Raw genomic sequence first — 19,384 nt, 5'->3', positions numbered from 1 at the left:
CGCCATGAAACCTACAGAAACGAGAAAATCACGACATGCGTGTGCTGTTGATGGCATACGGATCACGCGGCGACATCGCGCCGCTGGCGGGACTGGCTGCCCAGTTGAGAAAGTTCGGCGCGGAGGTACGCGTCTGCGCACCGCCCGACGAGGAGTTCGCCGAACTGCTGGCCGGTGTCGGTGCGGAGTTGGTGCCCTTCGGACGGGACGTGCGGGCGCTGCGGACGGGAGCGCCGCCGTCGGATGCGGCCGCCTTCGCGGCCGAGCTCGTCGCCGCGCACTTCGAGACGGTCGGCAAGGCGGCCGAGGACTGCGACGTTCTGGTGGCGAGCGGCCTGATGCCGGCCGGTGCCCGCTCGGTGGCCGAGAAGCTGGGCATCCGCTACGTGTATGTGGGCTTCCACCCGTTCGAGATGCCGTCCGCGCACTACCTGCCGTCGCCGCGGCCCGGCCCGCCGGCTCCGCCGGACGTGACCGACGTCCAGGCCCTGTGGGACCTGGACGCCCAGAAAGTCAATGCCCTCTACCTCCAGCCCCTCAACACCCACCGCGCGGCGATCGGTCTTGCGCCGGTGGACAACGTCCGCGACCACGTCTTCGGCGACAGGCCGTGGCTGGCGGTGGACCCGGTCCTGGGCCCGTGGCAACAACTGCCGGACCTCGACGTCGTGCAGACCGGTGCGTGGATCCTGCCCGACGAACGCCCCCTGCCCACCGACCTGGAGGCGTTCCTGGACGCCGGCACCGCTCCGGTGTACGTCGGCTTCGGCAGCATGCCCCTGAGCGCGGCCACCGACGTCGCCCGGACGGCCGTCGAAGCGGCCCGCGCGCGGGGCCGCCGCGTGCTCGTCTCCCGAGGCTGGGCCGACCTGGGTCTGGTCGACGATGCGGGCGACTGCTTCGCCGTCGGCGACGTGAACCACCAGTTGTTGTTCCGCCGGGTCGCGGCCGTCGTGCACCACGGCGGCGCCGGCACCACGACCACCGCCGCCCGGGCCGGCGCACCTCAGGTGGTGGTCCCTCAGTTCGTGGACCAGCCGCACTGGGCCGCCCGCGTGGCAGACCTGGGCGTCGGCGCGGCACACGACGGCCCGACCCCGACCTTCGAGTCCCTGTCAGCCGCCCTCGAGACGGCCCTGACCCCCGAAACGGCGGCACGGGCGAAGGCCGTTGCCGGCACGATCCACACCGACGGGACGACGGTGGCCGCGAAGCTGCTCCTCGACACGGAGCACGCGCGGCGCCGATGAGCCGCGAAAGAGATCTCCGCCATCGCGCAAGCCGACCACCGGATCAAGTCCCCGCTCGACGACGATTCGGTCAGTCGGCTGCTCGAGCACGGCCTGCCGCGAGGCGACGAGCGCGTGCTCGACCTCGGGATGCGGCACGGCCGAATGGCTTCTGCGCGCCCTGGCGACCCGCCCACACCTGCACGCCGAAGACGTCGACGTCTCGGAGGGCGCCCTGACGCAGGCCCGGAAGACCGCACGCGCACTCGGAGTCGACGAGCGCCTGGTACTCCACCAGCAGGAGGCCGCGGACTTCGTCTCCACAGAGCGGTTCGACCTGGTGATCAGCGTCGGCGCCACGCACGCATTCGACGGCCTCGTCCCCACCCTCGCGGCAGCCCGCAAGCACCTGGCGCTCGGTGGCCGCGTCCTGATCGGCGAATCGTTCTGGGACCGCGACCCGTCACCAGCGGCCGTCGAGATGTTCGGGGACCTCGACGACCTGGCGACCACGGTGCACCGTGTCGTCGCCGACGGCTGGACTGGCTCTGCACGCGAGTAGTGGGTTCTGGCACAGATCTTGGGGAGTCGTCGCGGAGCGTTACCCCGATGTTCGATTGCGAGAAGTCAGGTGCGCGTGAGACCGCGTACGCCTTGTCGTCCGACAGTTGGAAGTGACGCTCCCTCAGGTATCTGCTGACCGCGCTGCGGTTGCTTGTGGGCGGTGATGGTGCTGGTCATGCAGACCGATGCACCCTTCTGGGACTCGCTGGTGTTCGAGGGGATCGACGATGTGGATGTCGAGGCGGTTACGGCCGCGTTCGGCTCTGTCGAGGTGGTGGCGAGAGGCCGCGCGGCCGGCTCTCCATGCCCGGACTGCGACCGCTTCGCGGACCGTGTCCACGACCGATACCAACGCAGGCTGAAGGACCTTCCGTTCGCTGATCAGGGCTTTGTGATCCGGCTGACGGTCCGGCGCTTCATCTGCGGGTCGGCGGGCTGCCCGCGCCGGACGTGCGCCGAGCCGTTCTCCCGGCTCGCCGCCCGCATGCACGGTTCACTACGCGGCTCAACCACGCTCTGGAGCGTGTGGGGCTCGCGCTGGCCGGGCGGGCCGGAGCTCGTCTGGCTGCCCAACTGGGCTTCGGCGCGGGACGGATGACTTTGTTGCGCAGGGTCATGGCATTGCCCGATCCCCGGTTCAGCGCGCCGCGTGTGCTGGGTGTCGACGACTTCGCGATCCGCCGCGGCCAGACCTACTCCACCGTCTTGACCAGCGTCGAAGACCATCGCGTGGTCGAGGTGCTCCCGACCCGCGAAGCCGGGCCCGCCATGGTCCGCGCGCACATCCCCACCTTGCGCGGGGCTCCGCCTGCTGTGTCGCCGCGGGCGCCGTCGGTGCGGCAGGTGACCGGCTGGCTCACCCGTCACCCCGCGACCCTGACCGAGGAAGACCGGGCCAGCCTGAAGGAGGTCCTGGCCCGCTGCCCCGAACTGGACAAGGCGGCCGGACACGTCCGCGCTTTTGGCGAGATACTCACCGAACGCCTCGGCTCCACACTCCGCACCTGGATCGACGCAGTCGACGCCGGCCGGCTGCCCGGTCTCACGGGCTTTGCACTCCATTTGCTCCGAGACCGAGACGCCGTGACCGCCGGGCTCACTCTCGACTGGAGTTCCGGCAGAATCGAGGGCGCCGTCAATAGCATCAAGAAGATCAAGCGGCAGCTCAATGGGCGCGCCGGATTCGAACTCCTCCGCAAGATGATCCTGCTTCAGTGACCCTCCGCGATCGCAACCCCAGATGTTGTCCCTCCGAAGCGCGGCCCGACAGTGGGATGCGAGACCAAGGCACAGGCAGCGATCTGCAGTTGCGCTTCCCATGCTGCCTCGTCGAGCCCAAGCGTGTACTCGATGCAGCACGCGCATGGCGGGAGTAGCGCCACGAATGCTTGCTCCTCAGCGGTCTCGACCTCCATCTCCGACCACTCGTCCGATGCCAACTCGGCGAGATCCACCTCCCCGGCGGTGAATCGTGTGGCCAGCCTGCGCAGCGCGTATCGCCGGGCCAGGTGGTGATCGGGCAAAACGATCCCCAATTCTTCGAGAGCCTGCTCGAATGTGTCGCGGATGTCCCGGGGGTCCGCATGGCGCGGCAGGCCGGCGAGCTCGCACAGGGTCGGCGTGTCCATTCCCATTGCGAGTGCCTGGGCAGCGGTCATCGGCAGGTCTTCCGGACACAACTGATCCGCCTGATACAGCCACGCTGCCTCCACCAGGGGCGGATAGGTGCTGCGGACAGGGCTGTCAGGTTCGGATGTGTCGTCTATCGCTGCCATGGTTCACACGATGCCAGCACGGCTCGCGAGGGCGCCTGGAAATTTGGGCTGTCCCGGTAAACCGCCCTGCGGGCCGACCCAACTCATGCTGTTGCCCCGGTGACACTCCGCGACCGCTCCCCAAGATCTGTTCCAGAACCTCGTTCTCGCATACAGAGCCAGCTGGACTCCTGTCCACGACCACGTCAGCACCCGCGCTGAGCTGGACGCCTACGAGTGGGCATGCTGGGGCTCGCTGGCCGCATGGGCCCTGGACCACCCCGCGGATCCGGCCACCGCGCAGGTGCTGGAGGCTGCCACCGACGCACGTTCACAGGGGCTGCACGGGTACCGGGACAGCTTCGGCTTCGTCTGCCTGGTGCTGTGCCGGACCTCGGAGTGATCGCGTAGGCCGCCGGCACGCCGCCACGCCAAGGTGCGGTGCCTCCCGTGGGGAGGTGGGCACCTCACCGTCAATTCGCCTCCGGCCCGAACCGGGCCTTGTACGCCGACGGAGTGATGCCGGTCTCTCGGCGCATCAGCGCGCGCAAGTTGGCAGCCGTGCCAAGCCCGCTACGCCGTGCGACCACCTCGAAGCGGTACTCGCCGCGTTCGATCAACCGGCATGCGAAGGCGAGCCGTTCGCCTGTGAGCCATGCCAACGGTGTCGTTCCGAGCTGAGCCCGGAAGCGGCGATGCAGCGTCGCCGAACTGACCGCCGCACGTGCCGCAAGGTCAGAGACCGCGAGCGGTGAGTCCAACCGTTCCTGCGCCCAGGCCAGGACCGGCGCCAAGGACTCGTCCGGCAGGTCGGGCATGGGGCGTTCCACGAACTGCCGCTGCCCGCCGTCCCGGTGCGCGGCGAAGACCAGCCGCCGACTCACAGAATTGGCGACCTCCGCGCCGTGGTCGCGGCGGACCACGTGTAGCCCGAGGTCGAGCGCGGCCGCGCTCCCCGCCGCGGTCAGGATGTCACCGTCATCCACGAACAGCACGTCCGATTCAAGGTGGACCGAGGGGAAGCGGGCACGGAAGGAATCAGCCCACTGCCAGTGTGCAGTGGCCCGGCGGCCATCAAGGACTCCGGCCTCTGCCAGGGTGAAGGCGCCGCTGCAGAAGCCGACCAGGCGCGCACCGCGTGCGTGCGCCCGTCTGATGGCATCGAGTACGGCGGGACGGTGGGGCATCTCGGTGTCCGGGCGGTTGGGGACGATCAAGGTGTCCGCCGCGTCGGCCGCTTCCAGACCGGCGACTCCCGTGAGCGTGAAGAACCCGTCTCGCATCAGGGTGCGGGGCGCGGGGGAGCAGAGCCCGAAGTCGTAGAGATCACGACCGATCTCCGGTCTGCGCAGACCGAAGACTTCGGTCGCGCAGCCGAGCTCGAAGGGGTTCGAGTTCTCGTCCACGATCACGACGACCCGGTGTACGCCCGCCGAGTGAACCGCATGCGAGGATTCTTGCGCCATGTGCAATTCCTAGCACTCACGCCGACGATGCGGTGCGCCTCAGGATGAGCCCATGAGCAACGAACCCATCCTCCTCGGCAAGGCTCTGGCCTCCTTCGATGCCCTGTGGAGCCCCCACATCGTCACGCGCGTCAACGACTACGACGTCCGCATCGCCAAGGTCGAGGGCGAACACATCTGGCACGTCCACGACGACACCGACGAGTTCTTCCTGGTACTCGACGGCGAGCTGCACATCTCCTTGCGCGAGCCCGATGGCGAGCGCACGGTCCTGCTCCCACACGGGGCGGTCTTCACCGTTCCCCGAGGCACGGAACACAAACCGTACGCTCCATCCGGCGCCGCAATCCTCATGTTCGAGCCCACCGGGACACTGACCGTGGGTGATCGCCACGACGAGATCCCGGACCACGTGGACTCGACGACCGGACATCCACTCAACGCCTGAGCCGACAAGCATCGAGCACGGTCCTCCCTCTGGCAACGGCCCGCCACCGAGCCCGGGTGCGTGAACCGTCGCCGTCGCCGAAGCCGAAGCCGAAGCCTCGGCGCGAAGCCCGTGGTTCGGGGCTACTCCACGCGCACGCCGTCGAGCTCCACGGCAAGGACTGCGTGGCAGAGGCGCAGCAGCAGTGGCGCTCGGCGCGGTCCGTCGCCCGGTCGTCGATACGCAGGCTCGCAGCGCGTCGAGGCGCTGTCCGGCGCGTACGAGACGGCTCAGTAGCCGCCTCGCCGCACCCCGCGCCGGGTGACAGGCCGGGCCCGCTCCGGCCTGTCACCCGAGACCGCCTACGATGACCGCCCATGAGCACGAATGAGGACCGAAGACCCCTGGTCGACGGACGCTTCCGACTGATCTCCCGACTCGGCAGCGGCGGCATGGGAACCGTCTGGCGCGCCCGCGACATCGCCCTCGACCGCGACGTCGCCCTCAAGGAGGTTCGCCCGCCCGACCCCGCCGTCGAGGACGCGAACCCCGGATTCGCCGCGCAGCTGCGCGAACGCGCCGTCCGCGAGGCCCGCGCCCTGGCCCGGCTGTCGAACCCGCACGTCGTGACGATCCACCACATCGTCGAGCCGCAGGACGGCTCGCACCCGTGGATCGTGATGGAGCTCGTCGAGGGCAGCTCCGTGTACGACCGGCTCGCCGCGGGCCCGATGCCCGTCCCCGAGGTGCTCGCCCTCGGCCGTCAGGTCCTCTCCGCACTGCGCGCCGCGCACACCGCCGGCATCCAGCACCGCGACGTCAAACCCGCCAACGTCCTGCTCCGCCACGAAGGCGGGGCCGTGCTCACCGACTTCGGCATTGCCGCGTTCGACGGCGCCACCTCCCGGCTCACTTCCACCGGCGACCTGATCGGTTCGCCGGAGTTCATCGCCCCCGAGCGGGTCCGCGGCGAGGAGGGCAACCCGGCCTCCGACTTGTGGTCGCTCGGCATGCTCCTCTACGTGGCGGCCGAGGGCCACCACCCGCTGCGCCGCGCCACCGGCCTCGCGACCGTGGTCGCGGTGCTCGACGACCCGATCCCCGCGCCGGTGCGGTCCGGCGCGCTGGGTCCCGTACTGACCCGGCTTCTCGTCCGCGATCCGGCACAGCGGCCGGACGGGGCGCTCCTGGACCGGCTGTTGGCGGACGCGGAAGCAGAGGCGGAGGGCGGCGCGGCTGCGGCCCCTGCTCCCGCCGCTGCTTCTGCCCCCGCTGCTTCTGTCCCCGCTCCTTCTGCCCCCGCTCCTTCTGCGCCCATCGCCGCCCCTGCCGCCCCCGGCCCGTACGCGCCGACGCCCGCGCCGTACCCGCACCCTGCCTACGGCCCGCCCGCCGCGCCGGGCGTCGGCTTCGGCCCCCCGACGCTGCCCACCCCCGCGCCCTCCAGCCCGCGCAAGCGCGCCGCAGGCGCCGCCGTCGGCCTCACGCTGGCGGCCGCCGCGGTGATCGGCGTCGTGAACCTGTTCCCCGACGGCGACGACGGCAGCGGCGGTTCCTCCGGGGCGAAGGGTGGCGCCTCGCCGACCGGCGCCGTACGCACCCCCGGCCAGGGCTCGGGCAGCACGGGCGCGGTCCCGTCCGCCTCCGCGCCCGCGGTCCGCGGCAGCCTCCTCACCACCGCCAACGTCCGAGCCGTCATCGCGGAGTTCCGCCGGGCGAGCGGCACCACGACGATCAAGGATCTGACGGTCTACGAGGAGTACGCCCTGGCGAACATCCCGACCCGGCCCGGCGCGAAGACCTACGACGCGTACGAGTACCGGGCCGGCGTGGCCAGGAAGACGGGCCCCGGCGGCACCATCAGTGCCGACGACGCCGACGAGCAGCCCTTCGACGTGTCCACGATGCCTTGGGACAGCCTCCCCGCGCTGATGAAGCGCGGCGAACGCGACCTCAAGGTGGACGACCCCACGATGCGATACGTCGTCGTCGACCGCTGGACCTTCAACGACGACCGTCCGACACTGCGCTTCTACCTCAGCAACGACTACCGGGCCAGCGGCTATCTCGCCGCCGACGCCTCCGGCAAGATCGTGTCGACCCTGCCCGCGTCCTGAGGTCCACCCTTGCGGACCGTAGCTGTCCGCAAGGGTTCCGAGGGTCGGAGCATGACGCAGACACAGACAGGTATACCGGCGCCGCCGACCCCTCACGCCGCCGACAGGCCCCTGCGCAGGCCCTGCACGAGGCGGGCCGCGACCGAACCGTCCGGGTCCAGGCGGGGGTTGAAGATGGTGACGTCCAGGCCCACGGCCCGTTCGTCCGCCAGGGCCGTCCGCAGCACCGCCTCCAGATCGTGCCACGAAAGTCCGCCGGGGAGGCGGTAGTCGACGGCCGGCATCACGGCGTCGTCCAGGACGTCGGCGTCGAGGTGGACCCAGAAGCCGGTGGCGCCGCCGGAGGTGAGCCGTTGGACCGCCTCCCGCGCCGCTGTCGCGGCACCCATGGCCCGTACCTCCGCGAGGTCCATCGCCCGCAGCCGCGGCGGCAGGGGCTGCATGCCGTCCGCGGCCGACTCGGCGGCGTCGCGGATGCCGAATGCCACCACGTCCTCGTCGCGCACCAGCGGGCCGCGGCCCTCGAGATCGGTGAGCGTCCGGGGGCCGCGCCCAGTGGCCAGGGCGAGCTCCATCGAGGCCGCCTCGCCCGTCGGCTCCGCCGAGGGCTGGTAGAAATCGGTGTGGCCGTCCAGGAACAGCAGCCCGTTGCGGCCGCGGCGGCGCAGCGCCAGCAGGTTCCCCAGCAGGATGCTGCAGTCCCCGCCGAGCACCACGGGGAACCGCCCGCGGTCGAGCACCGCGCCGACCGCGTCGGCCAGTTCGGCCGAGTACCGCGCGATGGCGTCCGCATTGAGAATTCCCGTAGCCTCGTCGCGCCTCGGGTCGTACGCGGGCGGTTCGACCCTGCCCGCCCACTCCGCGCCGAGCCCCTCCCGCAGGCCGGCTCCGAGCAGCGCGGCGGGCAGGTCCTGGACGCCGGAGGGCCGCAGCCCCAGCACCGACGGCGCTTCGATGATCGCGGGCCTCCGCACGGACGAACCCCTTCCTCGGGCCCCTCCTCGACTGTCGCACACCCGCCAGGGCCATGGCCGCATCCCGAGCCGGGTGCGGCCGGGGCTCCTTCGTCCCTACACCGCCCGGGACCGTCCCGGTTCCACCTCCACGACCGCCCCCGGCCGGCAGAGGAAAGGTCAGGCGCCTACCCAAACGAAGGGAGGCCGACAGTTCTCTGCGGCGACACCGGGCCGTGGCGATCTTGGTTCCTCCGCTCGAGCGGAGGTGAACCGTGCGCCATCGGCGCCCTGGTCTGCGTCGCCGGCATGGCCGTGATCAGATACGGGCCCGCAAGCACTGACTCTCACCATTCCGCACATGCCGCCCACCCCGTCCAGGCCGAGGGCGAGGGCGACGACCCCGATCTCGTACCTGGCTGCGGCATGCGGACCTATTCGGCGATCCACAATTGCGCGAGCTCCGCCGGCGCTGCGGCCTGGCCGGCATCCTGGACCAGGCCGAGACTGTGCGGGCCGTGGGCGAAGACGTCCACGGCGTGCGGCACCTCGTGCGCGGCCAGTGCCGAGTGGCCGGCGGGGGAGCGGTGTCTGGGGCGGTCGCGCCTGTCTCTCCCCAGTCCACCGAGGCGGATGCGAGTACCAACGGCGCGGTCGCCGCAGCCGTGCCTAGACCGATGGTGCGGCTGTGATGGACGCGGCCCCGCATCGGCTACGCGCTCAAGACGACCCGCAGGAGCCCCGAACGAGGACGTCAGCTCACCACTGACCAGTGGCGATGCCCCACAGGAAGACGCCAATCGCGATCAGCCACAGGAGGCAACCGCACCCCGGACTGCAGCTGTTCCCAGCCGCGACGCCGCCCATGAACGCGTTCGTGTTACTGCCGTTGTTCCCGAACATCAGCGCCCCCGATTCAGGTCCAGATGCGATTCTCGGCCCGGCTGCAAGCACGGGCAATGACAGATCTGGCCAGCCCGAGGAGCCCCTGATGACCGAACCCACACCCGTCAGATGGCGCACCGCCGACGCGATCACCAGCGACGCCCTCGCCCAGCTGTACGCCCGGACTGAGAAGCCCGTGCGAGCAAGCCGTCCGCATCGACTACGCCGAGAAGCACGTCTGCATGCCCGGGACAGACATGTGCTCCATCCCGGCGAGCCGCAGCGTCGAATCCGACTGCCACGGCGGTTTCGACACCAGCTGCGGCCGGCCCGAGCTGCACAAGCCGCTCATCGCCCCGGCTGACATGGAGTACACCCCGGAGAACGGCGCTTGGCACACGGTGTGCCTGGAGGGGAACTGGCGGTACCTCACAACGAAGATGACGACCGAGCAGCGGGAGTACGCCGCGGACCGGGTGGCCGCGTACGGGCAGTATCTCGACGCGGTGGACGGAGATCCTGGACCGTGCGGAGCCGGAGGGCTGCGCTGGTGACGGGAGGCTGGCCGACGACCGCCAGACGGTCGGCGTACGCGCGCCGGGCGCTCGGGATGGAGGCGGGGGCGGTGTGGCCGCTGCTCGTCGTCCACGGCCCGCCGATGGCCGATGGCCGTCTCCGGGCCAGGGGCGCCGCGGTGGGCGGGCGTGGTGTACGTGCTGGGGCCGGCGCTGCTGCTGCCGACGCTGGCCGCCTCCATGCGTGCGGGACCCGCGGCCCGCGGGTTCGCTGGTGGCGCGGGTGGATCGCGTGCTGCGCCCGTATGGCGCGGTCGGGCGAGCGCCGGACGCCGGTGAGCGCGAGGGGGCCCGACACCTAGGGGTGTCGGGCCCTCCCGCTGCCCGGGTGGCCCCATGGTCAGCGTGGGTGACGCAACCACTACTCGCCTGGAGCCCGGTACTGGACTTGCTCCGCTTTGCGCAGGGCATCCAGCGTTTCATCGACGCTCAGGAGAACGGTTGTCTCGAACGAGCTGAGCGCGCCACCTCCGCTGATCGCCAGCGCAACGGCAGCCATGGACACGTTGTCCGGAGCCTCCCAGAGGTTGTAGCCGTCGTGCGTGCCGAAGGCGTACCAGAAGCCGTGGAGCTTTCCACCGACGGATTCGATGTAGACCCGGGCGGCCTTTGCGCGGTCCTCGGGGTGGCCGATCATCCTCGCCCAGGTCTCCGGTGTGTAGCTGAACCTTGATAGATAGAGCGGCACGTTTCTCCCTTTCGTTTCGCCAATGGATGCCCGCGCGGGTGGGAGATGGGTCGGGGCGGATCGCGGTTCGCCCGAACAGCCGGGGACGATGACCGCGACAACGCAGGGGAGGCGCTAACCGGGTGAGGATCGGGTGATCTGTCTCGTCGGCCCGTTCCCGCCCGGGGGCCGGCCGCCAACGTTTCCAGGGCCGCTCGCCGCCCCCGGCTGCGGCTGGGCTACGGGTGCACCTGCCACCAGCCAGCCGCCTCGGCGCGCGCCACTTCGGCGTTGTACTGACTCGCGTCGAAGTGGAACTCGGGCGGAGGGTAGGGCGCGGGCGCGAGCGGAGACTTCGACGGAACCTCCCAGTCCGACCACTGCACGATCTCCCCGAACCGCTGCACGACCACGGTCAGGAAGCCGCAGCAGCCACCGGTGCAGTCCGGTTGCCCCAGCTCCAGGCGGCGTGCTGCGCCGGTCGCGCGGAGAGGGCTGGGGCTGCCGGCCGGCAGCGCATCAGACGCGTACGGCCCGCGGCCCGCGTACGGTCCGGATCCGCCGATCACCTCCTCGACCAAGTCCGCGCCGTTGACCCAGCACCGCACCTGAGCTGGGAACCGGGGCCCCTGCGGCAACACCTTGATCTCCAGATGATCGAACATCAGGCCACCCTACGGAGCCGTATTGCGCAGGTCGGGGCGGTTCCTTGGCAGTCCGAAGCCTGCCATCTCCTTTTCCTCGTAGGACAGGAATCCCAGGCTCCGATAGAAGGCGTGGTTGCGGTAGCCCTCGGGTGACGACTCGTGGTCCGTGGACAGGAGGAAGAACCGGCAGTGGGAGTAGCGCCGCATCAGGTGCTCGACCAGCGCCCGGCCAACCCCCTGCCTGTGCTTCGCCGGATTGACCACGACGTCCTGGACGTAGCAGATGTGCTCGTCGTCGGAGACGGTCCGGGCCAGTCCGAGGAGTGTTCCCGATCCATCTCGTGCCGTGATGACGAGGTGAGAGTTCACGAGACCGCGACAGAGCTTGTCTACGTCACTGGTGTAGCCCTCCCAGCCGACCGAGTCGTAGAGCTTGAGCATCTCCGCAGGATCGAAAACGCCCTCTTCTGCTATGAACATGTCGATCCCCTATGCGCTGGTGCCACTTCTCACCCGCAACTCGACACCACACGCTTCGGGCACGTCAAGATCGACTACTGCCGGACCCGGCCGCCTCTCGCTGGCTCCCCGGCTCGTGGACGGGTGCCGGGGAGACACCCCCCCTGGCGGACGGGTTTCTGGACTGTCTGCACCGCTCCTACGCGCGCACGCGTTTAGTTGGCTGTGTCAGTGGTGCCCCGGCAGCGCGGCGCGAGCTCGGGGTCATCGGAGCACAGGGGCCGCAGCCGACTCGTACGGCCTGTGTGGTCACGGCTGGGATCGGATCACCGCTACGCAGCACAGCGCTGCGAGGCCCAGAGTTGCCGCCGTCACCCCCGCGAGGGCCTCGGTGGCGGTGGCGGGGAGGATGCGGTCGGTCGGCGGGACGCTGGCCTCCGGGTCGAAGACCATCGTGAGGTGCTGGCCCGGGCGCGCGGTGGGACCGCAGGTGCGCCAGGCTTCGTTGGGGACCGGGCTGCCGTCAAGGAGGCGTACTGAGCAGGAGTTCTTGACGTAGTTCCGTCCCTCGTAGCGGTGCACGTGGACCTCGGTGACCACCACCGTACGGGCCTTGCCGCGCGCCGCGAGGACGGCCTGTGCCGCCTGGCCCGGTATCCACCAGGCGAGGGCCCCGCCGAGCAGGGCGACCGCGGCGACCAGGACACGTCCCGCGTTCGTCGAGAAGAGATACCCGGCGGCGGCCAGGCTCACGATGAGACCGACCCCCGAGCCCACCATGCCGAAACCGGTCAGCGCACCCGTCACCACGGCACCCCCGATCAGGAAGCCCACGACGATGCCTTCCACCACCAGGCGGGTCGGTGGTCGTCCAGAGAAGTTGGCCGGGCCCCACAGGAACGCCGCGTCGTAGGACATGCTGCTCCATTCGTCGTTCGGAACCTTGCGGAAGGGGGAGCCGCCCGGCACGTCCTCGGCGTACGGGATCCCGGATTCGAGGGCTGTCCGGGCTGGCGGCCGGGGAGGAGCGATTGTCTGTCTGAGCGAGTCAGCCCGAGCTATCGAAGGGGCCCGCATTCATCGACGTTCATGGTCGGCTCCGACAGGAAGACATCCTGGCCGACGGGGCCGTAAGCGATGTTGAACGTGTCGAGCCAGTACGACCAACCGCGAATTCCCAGTGCGCTGGTGAACCGGTAGTTCAACTGCCAGCGGACCCACTGCCCGGGAAGCAGCCGAACCGCCGGCGGCCTGCGCGGCCGAGGCGGCAACCCGAAGAGCGGCTCCACACGAGCGAGCACTCGGAGCCGATCACCTTCGTCCCGCAGGCTGACACCGATCTCACGAAGGTCCTTCTGGCTCGGACGCGGCTCGAAGCCGTCACACTCGGACATGTTGACGAAGTGGGCAAACCCAGAGGGCACCTGAGGCAACGAGAAGCCGACCGGCACCGCGTTCCTGCGGGCAGCGGCCTCCCCGCCCCGGGACTGCTTCGTCCAGGACGTCTTGATCCACTGCACCGTGATGTCCACTGCACCTGCCCTTCACCGGATCAATAGTCAAGACCTGTGGATCGAGCGATGGCGAGCCCCTATCCCGATGAGGCTGGCGATCTCCTTCGTTGGCCATGGGTCAGTCGGCCATGTGCCAGGTCTCCCAGACCAAGTCAAGGCGTCGGTATGCGTCGTCGAACCAGGCATCGGCCAGTGGGACGGTGACCGTCACCGTCGTCATGGACATTGAGCTGTCCTTGATCGTGACCTGGCACCGGTCATCGTCCTCGTCAAGTTCGATGAACAGCCACGGAGCGCGTTTCCCCTCGCGCCAGGCGATGTCCTGTCCTGCGTCGAGCGAATCCAGGGCCTGCTGCCACTGTCGCAGGTCCTCGGGGAAGACCCAGGTCTTGAGGGCGCCACGGACGAAGGGCGTATCGACCAGGAACTCTCCGACCAGGGCGTCTGCCTCGGTGGGACGCTTCCGCTCCTCCTTCCCCGTGATCCGGAGAATGACGCTATTGCCATCCCCCTCGAGGCGGATCAGGTCGATCGGATCCTCAGCCATGACTGCCCCTCCCAGCTCGCGCATGCTGACGAACACTAATCGTCGGCACGGACACAGGATCGGTTGAGGTGTCAGGCCGCGTGGAAGCGGACCGGCCGATCGGATCGCACCCCTTCGACGTGGGAGCCGCGCCGACTGGGGCGGTTCGGATGACGGCCCGCCGCGACACCTGCCCCGATGTGACGCAGGACACATCGGGCCATGTCACATCCGGCGGGGGTCGCTTGTCCCATGGGCGTCACCGGCACCGAGGCCGGTGCCCGACCCAGGGAGACCGATATGAGCACCGGCCACCGCATCGTCGTTCTCGGCGCCGGCTACACGGGGATGTTCAGCGCGATCCGACTGGCCCACCGCACCCGCCGGACCGGCGTGGAGATCACCCTGGTCAACCCGTCCGGCCGGTTCGTCGAGCGGCTGCGGATGCACCAGTCACCAGGTCGTCGCCGTCACCCGACGGTCCGGCGCCATCGTTCCGGGCGCCGACGTGGTCGTCGCCGACGTGCTGCGACGCGACGAGCTGTTGCGCGCCGTGGACGGACTGGCCGTCGACGTCGTGATCCACGAGCTCACGGCGTTGAGCAAGCCGCCCGCGAAGTACGCCGACATGGAGCTGACCAACAAGCTGCGTACCACCGGAACGGCGCACCTGCTGGAGGCGGCCCGGCCCACCGGTGCGCACCGTTTCCTCACACAGTCGATGGTCCCCGGCTACGGCTACACGGAAAAAGGTCCCCGGCCGCTCACCGAGTCCGACGCCTTCGGCCGGCCTCGCGGCGACAGGACCGATCCGGCCGTGGCCGCTCTGCACGCCACGGAGCAGCAGGTCTTCGGGGCTGCTGGCATCGAGGGCATCGCGTTGCGCTACGGCGCGTTCTACGGCCTGGACGCCTCACAAGGTTTCGTTACCGCGCTGAGGGCCGGGAAGCTGCCCGTGCCGCGCGGCGGTGGCGGCACCATGGCGTGGATCCACCTCGCCGACGCCGCGGCGGCCACGGTGGCCGCGATCGGCAAGGCCACCGCCGGGCAGGCGTACAACGTAGTCGACGACTTCCCGGCCACGTGGGGAGAGATGTTCCACGCGCACGCCCGAGCGGCGGGCACCAGACCGCCGCGCGCCCTGCCCGGCTGGATGATCCGGCTGACGGCCCCCTACTTCGCCAGCCTCATGATCGACACCTCCCTGCGCGTGAGCAACGCCAAGGCGAAGGCCGAACTCGGTTGGAGCCCCGCCCTGCCGAGCTACCGCGAAGGTCTCGCACACGACTTCCCAACCGCCGCACCAGGCAAGCTCCGATGACCTGCGGGCACACCCCATTCGAGACCTTGTCCTCGGGACCTGGGCAACCGGGACTCCCCGCCTCGATCCACCGGTAAGAGCTCGGAGTGAGCCTCGTCCTCCGGCCAGATGCTGCCGCAGTGAGTTCTTGGTGGCGAGGGCGTGCAGGCGGACCTGCCGACCGACCTTTGCAGGTGATGCCTGCGACGCGCTGGGCTGGTGTGAGCGGGGCCTTGCTACGGGGTGGGGTGCCATTCGGCCATGACGATGGTGGCGTCGTCGGACAGCTTGTGCTCCTGGTGGCGCTTGAGTTGCTGCAGGAGCCGTCGCAGGGCTTCGGGGGCGGGTTCGCCGGCGGCCATGGCGCGGATGACGGTGTCGGCGAGACGCTGTTCGCCGAACAGGTCGCCTTGGGGCGAGCGGGCCTCGGTGACGCCGTCGCTGTAGAGCAGGATGCGGTCGCCGGGCTGGAGCCGGGCGCGGTGCGTGGTGGGCGGGGTGTGGCTGTGGAAGTTCCAGCCCAACGGCAGGTTGGGTTCGCGTTCAAGTATGTGCAGGATCTGCCTGTCGCGTACGAGCAGGGGCGGGGGATGCGCGCAGTTGACCCAGGTCAGGGTGCCGTCGGTGAGATCGAGGTCGGCGATGATCGCGGTCATGAGCCGGTCGGTGAACCACTCGTCCAGGATCCGGTCGATCTCGGTGACGATGTCGGTGAGGCTGCCGCCGGAGCGCCGGGTGGCGCGGCAGGCTGCCAGCCCGGCGGCGCTGGCTCCGCCGGAGGCGAGGTCGTGGCCCATGGCGTCCAGGAGCGTCAGGTGCAGCCCGTCGGCGGTGAAGCTGTGATCGAACGCGTCGCCGCCGGCGCTGTAGGCGGGCTCCAGCACGGCGGTCGAGGTGGCCAGGGCGGTGCCGATGGTGCGCGGCGGGAGGAAGGCCCACAGCAGTTCGGCCTGGACGGTCATCGGCTGGCGGCGCTCGGCTTCGACGAGCACCTCACTGTGGGACGACTTCGAGACGAGCAGCAGCGCGGTGACTCCTGCCAGTGCCTCGCAGTCGGCGACGGACAGGTCGGGGCCGCGGGCTTTGAGCACGCCCAGGCGCTCGACGCCGTCGACCATAGGGATCCACGCCGTCGTGCCGTCCTGCGTCAGGTGGGTACGCTCCAGCCGATAGGCCAGCCCGGCCAGGGAGGAGTCGATGTCCAGGGTGGGCTCCCCGGCGGGAACGGGCTGCGGAAGGGCGATGAGCCGCGTCTGCTGCAGGTCGGTGACGTACACGCCGGTGGCTGTCAGGCCCACGCTCTGACCGGCGTCGAAGACCAGTCCGGCAAGATCACGGCCCGAGACCAGCTGCGAGCGAGTCACCAGGTCGGCCAGGAAGCCGTTGCTCGCCACCATGACCAGGACCTCCTTTCCCGGTGGAGCCGGGGAACGCCGGCGCGTCTCGCGCCGGCCAGCGCTCTGTACCCATGCGACTGCCCACAACAGGCTCCGACGACCACCAGCAGGCGACGCCCGACTGCGCGGTCCGTGACCAGTACCGGGGACACCCCGCGTCACCGGGGACACCCCGCGTCGTAGCTGCGCGTGCCCGGATGGAGTCCGGATACGTCGGGGCGGATCGAGGCGCAGACTCTCGGCATGGCGGCGGACCAGCCGCGCGTGATCGTGTACCAGCCCACCGGGCAGGGCCCCGGCGCGTGCGCATCGAAGGCGAGAACGGATCCGGTCGGGTAGGAACAGGTGCCGCGGAAGTGCGCGGAGCGCGCGCTGCAGCGCGTCGGGCAGCGGGGCATCGGCTCGCCGAGCTGCTCGGCGATGGCGGTGAGCAGCCCGTTGACGAAGTCCTCCGGCGCGGTGCCAACGGTGCCAGGCAGGCGTGCGTTCACGGGTTCTACCGCTCGTCCGACGGCGGCGGAGGAGGAGGGAGCAGGGGAGGCGGGGGAGGAGGGAGCTGGGGAGGCGGCGGTGGGACGGGCCGGTTCGGCTGGTGCCCGTCGTGTCCTGGCTGTAGTCCGTCTCTACGGAGGCTGAAAGCGGCCTGGGCGGGCGGTCAGGCTCGCTGGAACGACGACGGCGAGCAGGCTTGCTGCCCCTGCGACGCCCACTCACGCCGCCGGGAAGCAGCGAGCCGTCGAGCCGCCGGAGGGGCTGAAGGCCCGGTGTGAAGCCTCAGACGAGCGTCGGCCTGGGGGTGGGCAGGTAGGGGGTGATGTTGCGCCAGGCACGCTCGATGTACTCCTCCTTCTCGCCGACCGGGGCGACGTAGTGCAATGCACCCTCGGCAGCGTCCTTGCCTTTCAGCCGGGTGATGATCCAGGCGGCGAGGTAATGCGAAGCCAGGCAGCCGCCGGCGGTGGCGATGTTGCCCTTGGCGTAGAAGGGCTGGTTGAGCACCTCGACGCCGGCCGCGATGACCCAGGGCTTGGTGATCAGGTCGGTGCAGGCGGGGATGTCGTTGAGCAGCCCGAGCCTTGCCAGTACGAGCGCGCCGGAGCACTGTGCCGCGATGAGTTGGCGCGAGGGGTCCAGGCCCCGCAGGACACTCATGATCGCCGGATCTTCGACGACCTCACGGGTGGCGATGCCGCTGCCGATGATGACCGCGTCAGCGGTGCACGCCTCCTCCAAGGTGGACATCTGCTCGATGACCACCCCGTTCATGGACGTCACCTTGGGGCTGGGGGTGGCGATGGTGACGCGCCAGTCGTCCGCCTTGATCCGGTTGAGCACTCCGAGCGCGATCAGGGAGTCGAGCTCGTTGTACCCCTCGAAGGTGAGGATGGCGATGTGCATGGCGGCTGTCCTTCCAGGCGGGTGTGGACTGACCTGGACGGTACGGACCCACGAGCAGGACAGTCAAAGAATTGTCATGGGTACACTTCGGTCCATGGCAGTCCCGCGCTACAAAGCTCTGGTCGACGCATTCGCCTCCGACATCCGGACGGGGCGACTCGCGGCGGGCGCGAGGTTGCCGACCCACCGGGCGCTGGCCGCCCGTGAGGGGGTCGCGGTGGTGACCGCGACGCGGGTGTACGCCGAACTGGAGGCCATGGGCCTGGTCAGCCGGGAGCAGGGCCGCGGCACGTTCGTGCGCGACCTCGCGGTTCCACCCGGCCACGGCATCGACCGGCAGCTCGTCGCCACGGACGCAGTCGACCTCAACTTCAACTACCCGTCGCTGCCCGGCCAGGCCGGCCTCCTGCGCCAGGCCCTACGGGAAGTGGCCGTCTCCGGTGACCTCGACTCGCTGCTGCGCTATCAGCCGCACTCAGGCCGACCCCAGGACAGGGCCTCGATCGGACGGCACCTGGGGCGCCGGGGAATCACGGCTGACGCGGACCGAGTCCTTGTCGTCAACGGTGCGCAGCACGGCCTGGCCGTCACGGTCATGGCCACGCTCAATGCCGGCGACGTCGTCGCGGTCGATGCCCTCACCTATCCCGGCTTCAAGGTGCTTGCGCACGCCTTCCGCCTCGACCTGGAGCCCATCCCCACCACCGCCGACGGGCCAGACCTCGAAGCTCTGGAGAAGCTGTGCGCTACCCGACCGGTGCGTGCGGTCTACACCATGCCGACCCTGCACAACCCCCTGGGCTGGGTCATGACGGAAACCGATCGGGCCCGCCTGATCAGGATCGCCCGACAGCACGGCGTGCTCATCATCGAAGACGCCTCGTACGCCTACCTGGTCGAAAACCCCCCACCGCCGCTGGTGGCGACCGCACCGGACATCACCGTCTACGTCTCAGGGCTGTCCAAGAGCGTCGCCACGGGCCTGCGGGTGGGATTCGTCCTTGCCCCGCCGACCACGGTGCCGCTACTCGAACGCGCGATCCGAGCGACCACCTGGAACACCCCGGCCCTGACCACGGCGATCGCTTGCCGCTGGCTCGACGACGGCACGGTGGACCAGTTGGAGGCGCAGAAGCGAGACGATGCCAAGGCCCGCCAGGCCATCGCTGTGCACGAACTGGCAGGGCTACCGCTGGTCGGCCATCCCTCGTCCTACTTCACCTGGGTGCCGCTGCCCGACGACGCACGCGCCGACCGCCTGACGGCCACCCTCGCGCGTCACCGCATCTCGGTCACCACGGCGGAGCCGTTCACCACCTCGGCTCACACGCCGCAGGCGATTCGCCTCGCGCTGGGCTCGACCGACCTGCACAGCCTCCGATCGACTCTGTGCACGGTACGGCGCCTTGCCCTCGAAGACGCATCCACCTGAACCCGCTTGCACGCGGCGCCAAGGCGGACAGGTCCCTCAGCGCCGAGCTGCGGGTTGCGCAGCCCCTCATCCGG

The 19,384-nt window shown here is 70.0% G+C and carries 20 protein-coding genes and 3 pseudogenes; 11 read left to right on the top strand and 12 right to left on the bottom strand.

Features of this window, described 5'->3' with window-relative positions:
• Nucleotides 1-35 precede the first annotated feature (35 nt).
• The 4 genes and pseudogenes from R2D22_RS02645 (at nucleotide 36) to R2D22_RS02630 (ending at nucleotide 3,011) form a co-directional block, all read left to right on the top strand.
• Nucleotides 36-1,250, top strand: a complete 1,215-nt coding sequence (locus R2D22_RS02645; protein ID WP_318100849.1) for a glycosyltransferase — start codon at nucleotides 36-38, stop codon at nucleotides 1,248-1,250.
• A gap of 12 nt (nucleotides 1,251-1,262) precedes the next feature.
• A pseudogene (locus R2D22_RS02640) lies at nucleotides 1,263-1,773 on the top strand (SAM-dependent methyltransferase); the annotation flags it as partial.
• 195 nt (nucleotides 1,774-1,968) lie between these two features.
• Nucleotides 1,969-2,391, top strand: coding sequence for a transposase family protein (locus R2D22_RS02635; protein ID WP_318100847.1), 423 nt, complete (start codon nucleotides 1,969-1,971; stop codon nucleotides 2,389-2,391).
• Nucleotides 2,319-3,011, top strand: a complete 693-nt coding sequence (locus R2D22_RS02630; RefSeq protein ID WP_318100844.1) for a transposase — start codon at nucleotides 2,319-2,321, stop codon at nucleotides 3,009-3,011. Before R2D22_RS02635 ends, R2D22_RS02630 begins: the two co-directional genes overlap by 73 nt.
• On the opposite strand, the gene R2D22_RS02625 is transcribed toward R2D22_RS02630, so the two are convergent.
• Nucleotides 3,005-3,568 carry a hypothetical protein gene (locus R2D22_RS02625; RefSeq protein ID WP_318100841.1) on the bottom strand — a complete coding sequence of 188 codons (564 nt, stop codon included), beginning with the start codon at nucleotides 3,566-3,568 and terminating at the stop codon, nucleotides 3,005-3,007. The two genes, R2D22_RS02630 and R2D22_RS02625, sit on opposite strands and share 7 nt — an antisense overlap.
• Nucleotides 3,569-3,731: 163 nt before the next feature.
• Between R2D22_RS02625 and R2D22_RS02620 the strand changes: the two are divergent.
• Nucleotides 3,732-3,950 (top strand): annotated as a pseudogene (locus tag R2D22_RS02620) (SAM-dependent methyltransferase); the annotation flags it as partial.
• Nucleotides 3,951-4,020: 70 nt separating this feature from the next.
• On the opposite strand, the gene R2D22_RS02615 reads toward R2D22_RS02620, so the two are convergent.
• On the bottom strand, nucleotides 4,021-5,013 hold the full coding sequence (locus R2D22_RS02615) for a GlxA family transcriptional regulator (RefSeq protein ID WP_318100839.1): 993 nt from the start codon (nucleotides 5,011-5,013) through the stop codon (nucleotides 4,021-4,023).
• 52 nt (nucleotides 5,014-5,065) lie between these two features.
• On the opposite strand from R2D22_RS02615, the gene R2D22_RS02610 reads away from it, so the two are divergent.
• Entirely contained in the window at nucleotides 5,066-5,461 is a 396-nt protein-coding gene (locus R2D22_RS02610; RefSeq protein WP_318100836.1) for a cupin domain-containing protein, read from the top strand.
• A gap of 356 nt (nucleotides 5,462-5,817) precedes the next feature.
• A complete protein-coding gene (locus tag R2D22_RS02605) occupies nucleotides 5,818-7,557 on the top strand; it encodes a serine/threonine-protein kinase (RefSeq protein ID WP_318100832.1) in 1,740 nt (579 codons plus the stop codon).
• A 92-nt stretch (nucleotides 7,558-7,649) separates the two neighbouring features.
• On the opposite strand, the gene R2D22_RS02600 is transcribed toward R2D22_RS02605, so the two are convergent.
• A complete protein-coding gene (locus R2D22_RS02600) occupies nucleotides 7,650-8,531 on the bottom strand; it encodes an arginase family protein (protein WP_318100830.1) in 882 nt (293 codons plus the stop codon).
• A 1,106-nt stretch (nucleotides 8,532-9,637) separates the two neighbouring features.
• On the opposite strand from R2D22_RS02600, the gene R2D22_RS02595 reads away from it, so the two are divergent.
• Nucleotides 9,638-9,949 (top strand): hypothetical protein, encoded by a 312-nt coding sequence (locus R2D22_RS02595; RefSeq protein WP_318100828.1) that lies wholly within the window; start codon nucleotides 9,638-9,640, stop codon nucleotides 9,947-9,949.
• A 382-nt stretch (nucleotides 9,950-10,331) separates the two neighbouring features.
• On the opposite strand, the gene R2D22_RS02590 is transcribed toward R2D22_RS02595, so the two are convergent.
• From R2D22_RS02590 to R2D22_RS02565, 6 genes are all read right to left on the bottom strand, one after another.
• A complete protein-coding gene (locus tag R2D22_RS02590) occupies nucleotides 10,332-10,658 on the bottom strand; it encodes a GYD domain-containing protein (RefSeq protein ID WP_318100825.1) in 327 nt (108 codons plus the stop codon).
• Between the two features lie 218 nt (nucleotides 10,659-10,876).
• Nucleotides 10,877-11,302, bottom strand: a complete 426-nt coding sequence (locus R2D22_RS02585; protein ID WP_318100822.1) for a hypothetical protein — start codon at nucleotides 11,300-11,302, stop codon at nucleotides 10,877-10,879.
• A 9-nt stretch (nucleotides 11,303-11,311) separates the two neighbouring features.
• A complete protein-coding gene (locus R2D22_RS02580) occupies nucleotides 11,312-11,764 on the bottom strand; it encodes a GNAT family N-acetyltransferase (RefSeq protein ID WP_318100820.1) in 453 nt (150 codons plus the stop codon).
• 288 nt (nucleotides 11,765-12,052) lie between these two features.
• The gene (locus tag R2D22_RS02575) at nucleotides 12,053-12,661 is read right to left on the bottom strand and encodes a hypothetical protein (RefSeq protein WP_318100818.1); all 609 of its coding nucleotides are present in this window, start codon (nucleotides 12,659-12,661) and stop codon (nucleotides 12,053-12,055) included.
• A gap of 140 nt (nucleotides 12,662-12,801) precedes the next feature.
• Nucleotides 12,802-13,275, bottom strand: coding sequence for a hypothetical protein (locus R2D22_RS02570; protein ID WP_318100815.1), 474 nt, complete (start codon nucleotides 13,273-13,275; stop codon nucleotides 12,802-12,804).
• A gap of 100 nt (nucleotides 13,276-13,375) precedes the next feature.
• Nucleotides 13,376-13,828, bottom strand: coding sequence for a DUF5959 family protein (locus R2D22_RS02565; protein WP_318100813.1), 453 nt, complete (start codon nucleotides 13,826-13,828; stop codon nucleotides 13,376-13,378).
• A 255-nt stretch (nucleotides 13,829-14,083) separates the two neighbouring features.
• Here R2D22_RS02565 and R2D22_RS02560 point away from each other — a divergent pair.
• Both R2D22_RS02560 and R2D22_RS02555 read left to right on the top strand, forming a co-directional pair.
• Nucleotides 14,084-14,236, top strand: a pseudogene (locus R2D22_RS02560) (FAD-dependent oxidoreductase); the annotation flags it as partial.
• A 55-nt stretch (nucleotides 14,237-14,291) separates the two neighbouring features.
• On the top strand, nucleotides 14,292-15,104 hold the full coding sequence (locus R2D22_RS02555) for an NAD-dependent epimerase/dehydratase family protein (protein ID WP_411976963.1): 813 nt from the start codon (nucleotides 14,292-14,294) through the stop codon (nucleotides 15,102-15,104).
• Between the two features lie 215 nt (nucleotides 15,105-15,319).
• On the opposite strand, the gene R2D22_RS02550 is transcribed toward R2D22_RS02555, so the two are convergent.
• The 3 genes from R2D22_RS02550 to R2D22_RS02540 form a co-directional block, all read right to left on the bottom strand.
• Complete coding sequence (locus R2D22_RS02550; RefSeq protein ID WP_318100811.1) at nucleotides 15,320-16,480, bottom strand: PP2C family protein-serine/threonine phosphatase; 1,161 nt, start codon at nucleotides 16,478-16,480, stop codon at nucleotides 15,320-15,322.
• Nucleotides 16,481-16,638: 158 nt separating this feature from the next.
• A complete protein-coding gene (locus R2D22_RS02545; protein WP_318100809.1) occupies nucleotides 16,639-16,971 on the bottom strand; it encodes a hypothetical protein in 333 nt (110 codons plus the stop codon).
• Nucleotides 16,972-17,254: 283 nt separating this feature from the next.
• Nucleotides 17,255-17,878 (bottom strand): DJ-1/PfpI family protein, encoded by a 624-nt coding sequence (locus R2D22_RS02540; RefSeq protein WP_318100806.1) that lies wholly within the window; start codon nucleotides 17,876-17,878, stop codon nucleotides 17,255-17,257.
• 94 nt (nucleotides 17,879-17,972) lie between these two features.
• On the opposite strand from R2D22_RS02540, the gene R2D22_RS02535 reads away from it, so the two are divergent.
• The gene (locus R2D22_RS02535) at nucleotides 17,973-19,310 is read left to right on the top strand and encodes an aminotransferase-like domain-containing protein (protein ID WP_318100803.1); all 1,338 of its coding nucleotides are present in this window, start codon (nucleotides 17,973-17,975) and stop codon (nucleotides 19,308-19,310) included.
• The last annotated feature ends 74 nt before the right edge of the window (nucleotides 19,311-19,384 follow it).

Source organism: Streptomyces sp. HUAS YS2, assembly GCF_033343995.1.
Lineage (GTDB): Bacteria > Actinomycetota > Actinomycetes > Streptomycetales > Streptomycetaceae > Streptomyces > Streptomyces solicathayae.
Note: the sequence above shows the minus strand (reverse complement) of the source record. Positions and strands in the feature narration are given on the sequence as shown.

Excerpts from the sequence above, each read along its gene's own strand:
- R2D22_RS02645 (WP_318100849.1), top strand. The coding sequence starts at position 36 with ATGCGTGTGCTGTTGATGGCATACGGATCACGCGGCGACATCGCGCCG.
- R2D22_RS02635 (WP_318100847.1), top strand. The coding sequence starts at position 1,969 with ATGCAGACCGATGCACCCTTCTGGGACTCGCTGGTGTTCGAGGGGATC.
- R2D22_RS02535 (WP_318100803.1), top strand. The coding sequence starts at position 17,973 with ATGGCAGTCCCGCGCTACAAAGCTCTGGTCGACGCATTCGCCTCCGAC.
- R2D22_RS02550 (WP_318100811.1), bottom strand. The coding sequence starts at position 16,480 with ATGGTGGCGAGCAACGGCTTCCTGGCCGACCTGGTGACTCGCTCGCAG.
- R2D22_RS02585 (WP_318100822.1), bottom strand. The coding sequence starts at position 11,302 with ATGTTCGATCATCTGGAGATCAAGGTGTTGCCGCAGGGGCCCCGGTTC.
- R2D22_RS02540 (WP_318100806.1), bottom strand. The coding sequence starts at position 17,878 with ATGCACATCGCCATCCTCACCTTCGAGGGGTACAACGAGCTCGACTCC.
- R2D22_RS02605 (WP_318100832.1), top strand. The coding sequence starts at position 5,818 with ATGAGCACGAATGAGGACCGAAGACCCCTGGTCGACGGACGCTTCCGA.
- R2D22_RS02580 (WP_318100820.1), bottom strand. The coding sequence starts at position 11,764 with ATGTTCATAGCAGAAGAGGGCGTTTTCGATCCTGCGGAGATGCTCAAG.
- R2D22_RS02565 (WP_318100813.1), bottom strand. The coding sequence starts at position 13,828 with ATGCGCGAGCTGGGAGGGGCAGTCATGGCTGAGGATCCGATCGACCTG.
- R2D22_RS02610 (WP_318100836.1), top strand. The coding sequence starts at position 5,066 with ATGAGCAACGAACCCATCCTCCTCGGCAAGGCTCTGGCCTCCTTCGAT.
- R2D22_RS02625 (WP_318100841.1), bottom strand. The coding sequence starts at position 3,568 with ATGGCAGCGATAGACGACACATCCGAACCTGACAGCCCTGTCCGCAGC.
- R2D22_RS02615 (WP_318100839.1), bottom strand. The coding sequence starts at position 5,013 with ATGGCGCAAGAATCCTCGCATGCGGTTCACTCGGCGGGCGTACACCGG.
- R2D22_RS02575 (WP_318100818.1), bottom strand. The coding sequence starts at position 12,661 with ATGTCCTACGACGCGGCGTTCCTGTGGGGCCCGGCCAACTTCTCTGGA.
- R2D22_RS02595 (WP_318100828.1), top strand. The coding sequence starts at position 9,638 with ATGCCCGGGACAGACATGTGCTCCATCCCGGCGAGCCGCAGCGTCGAA.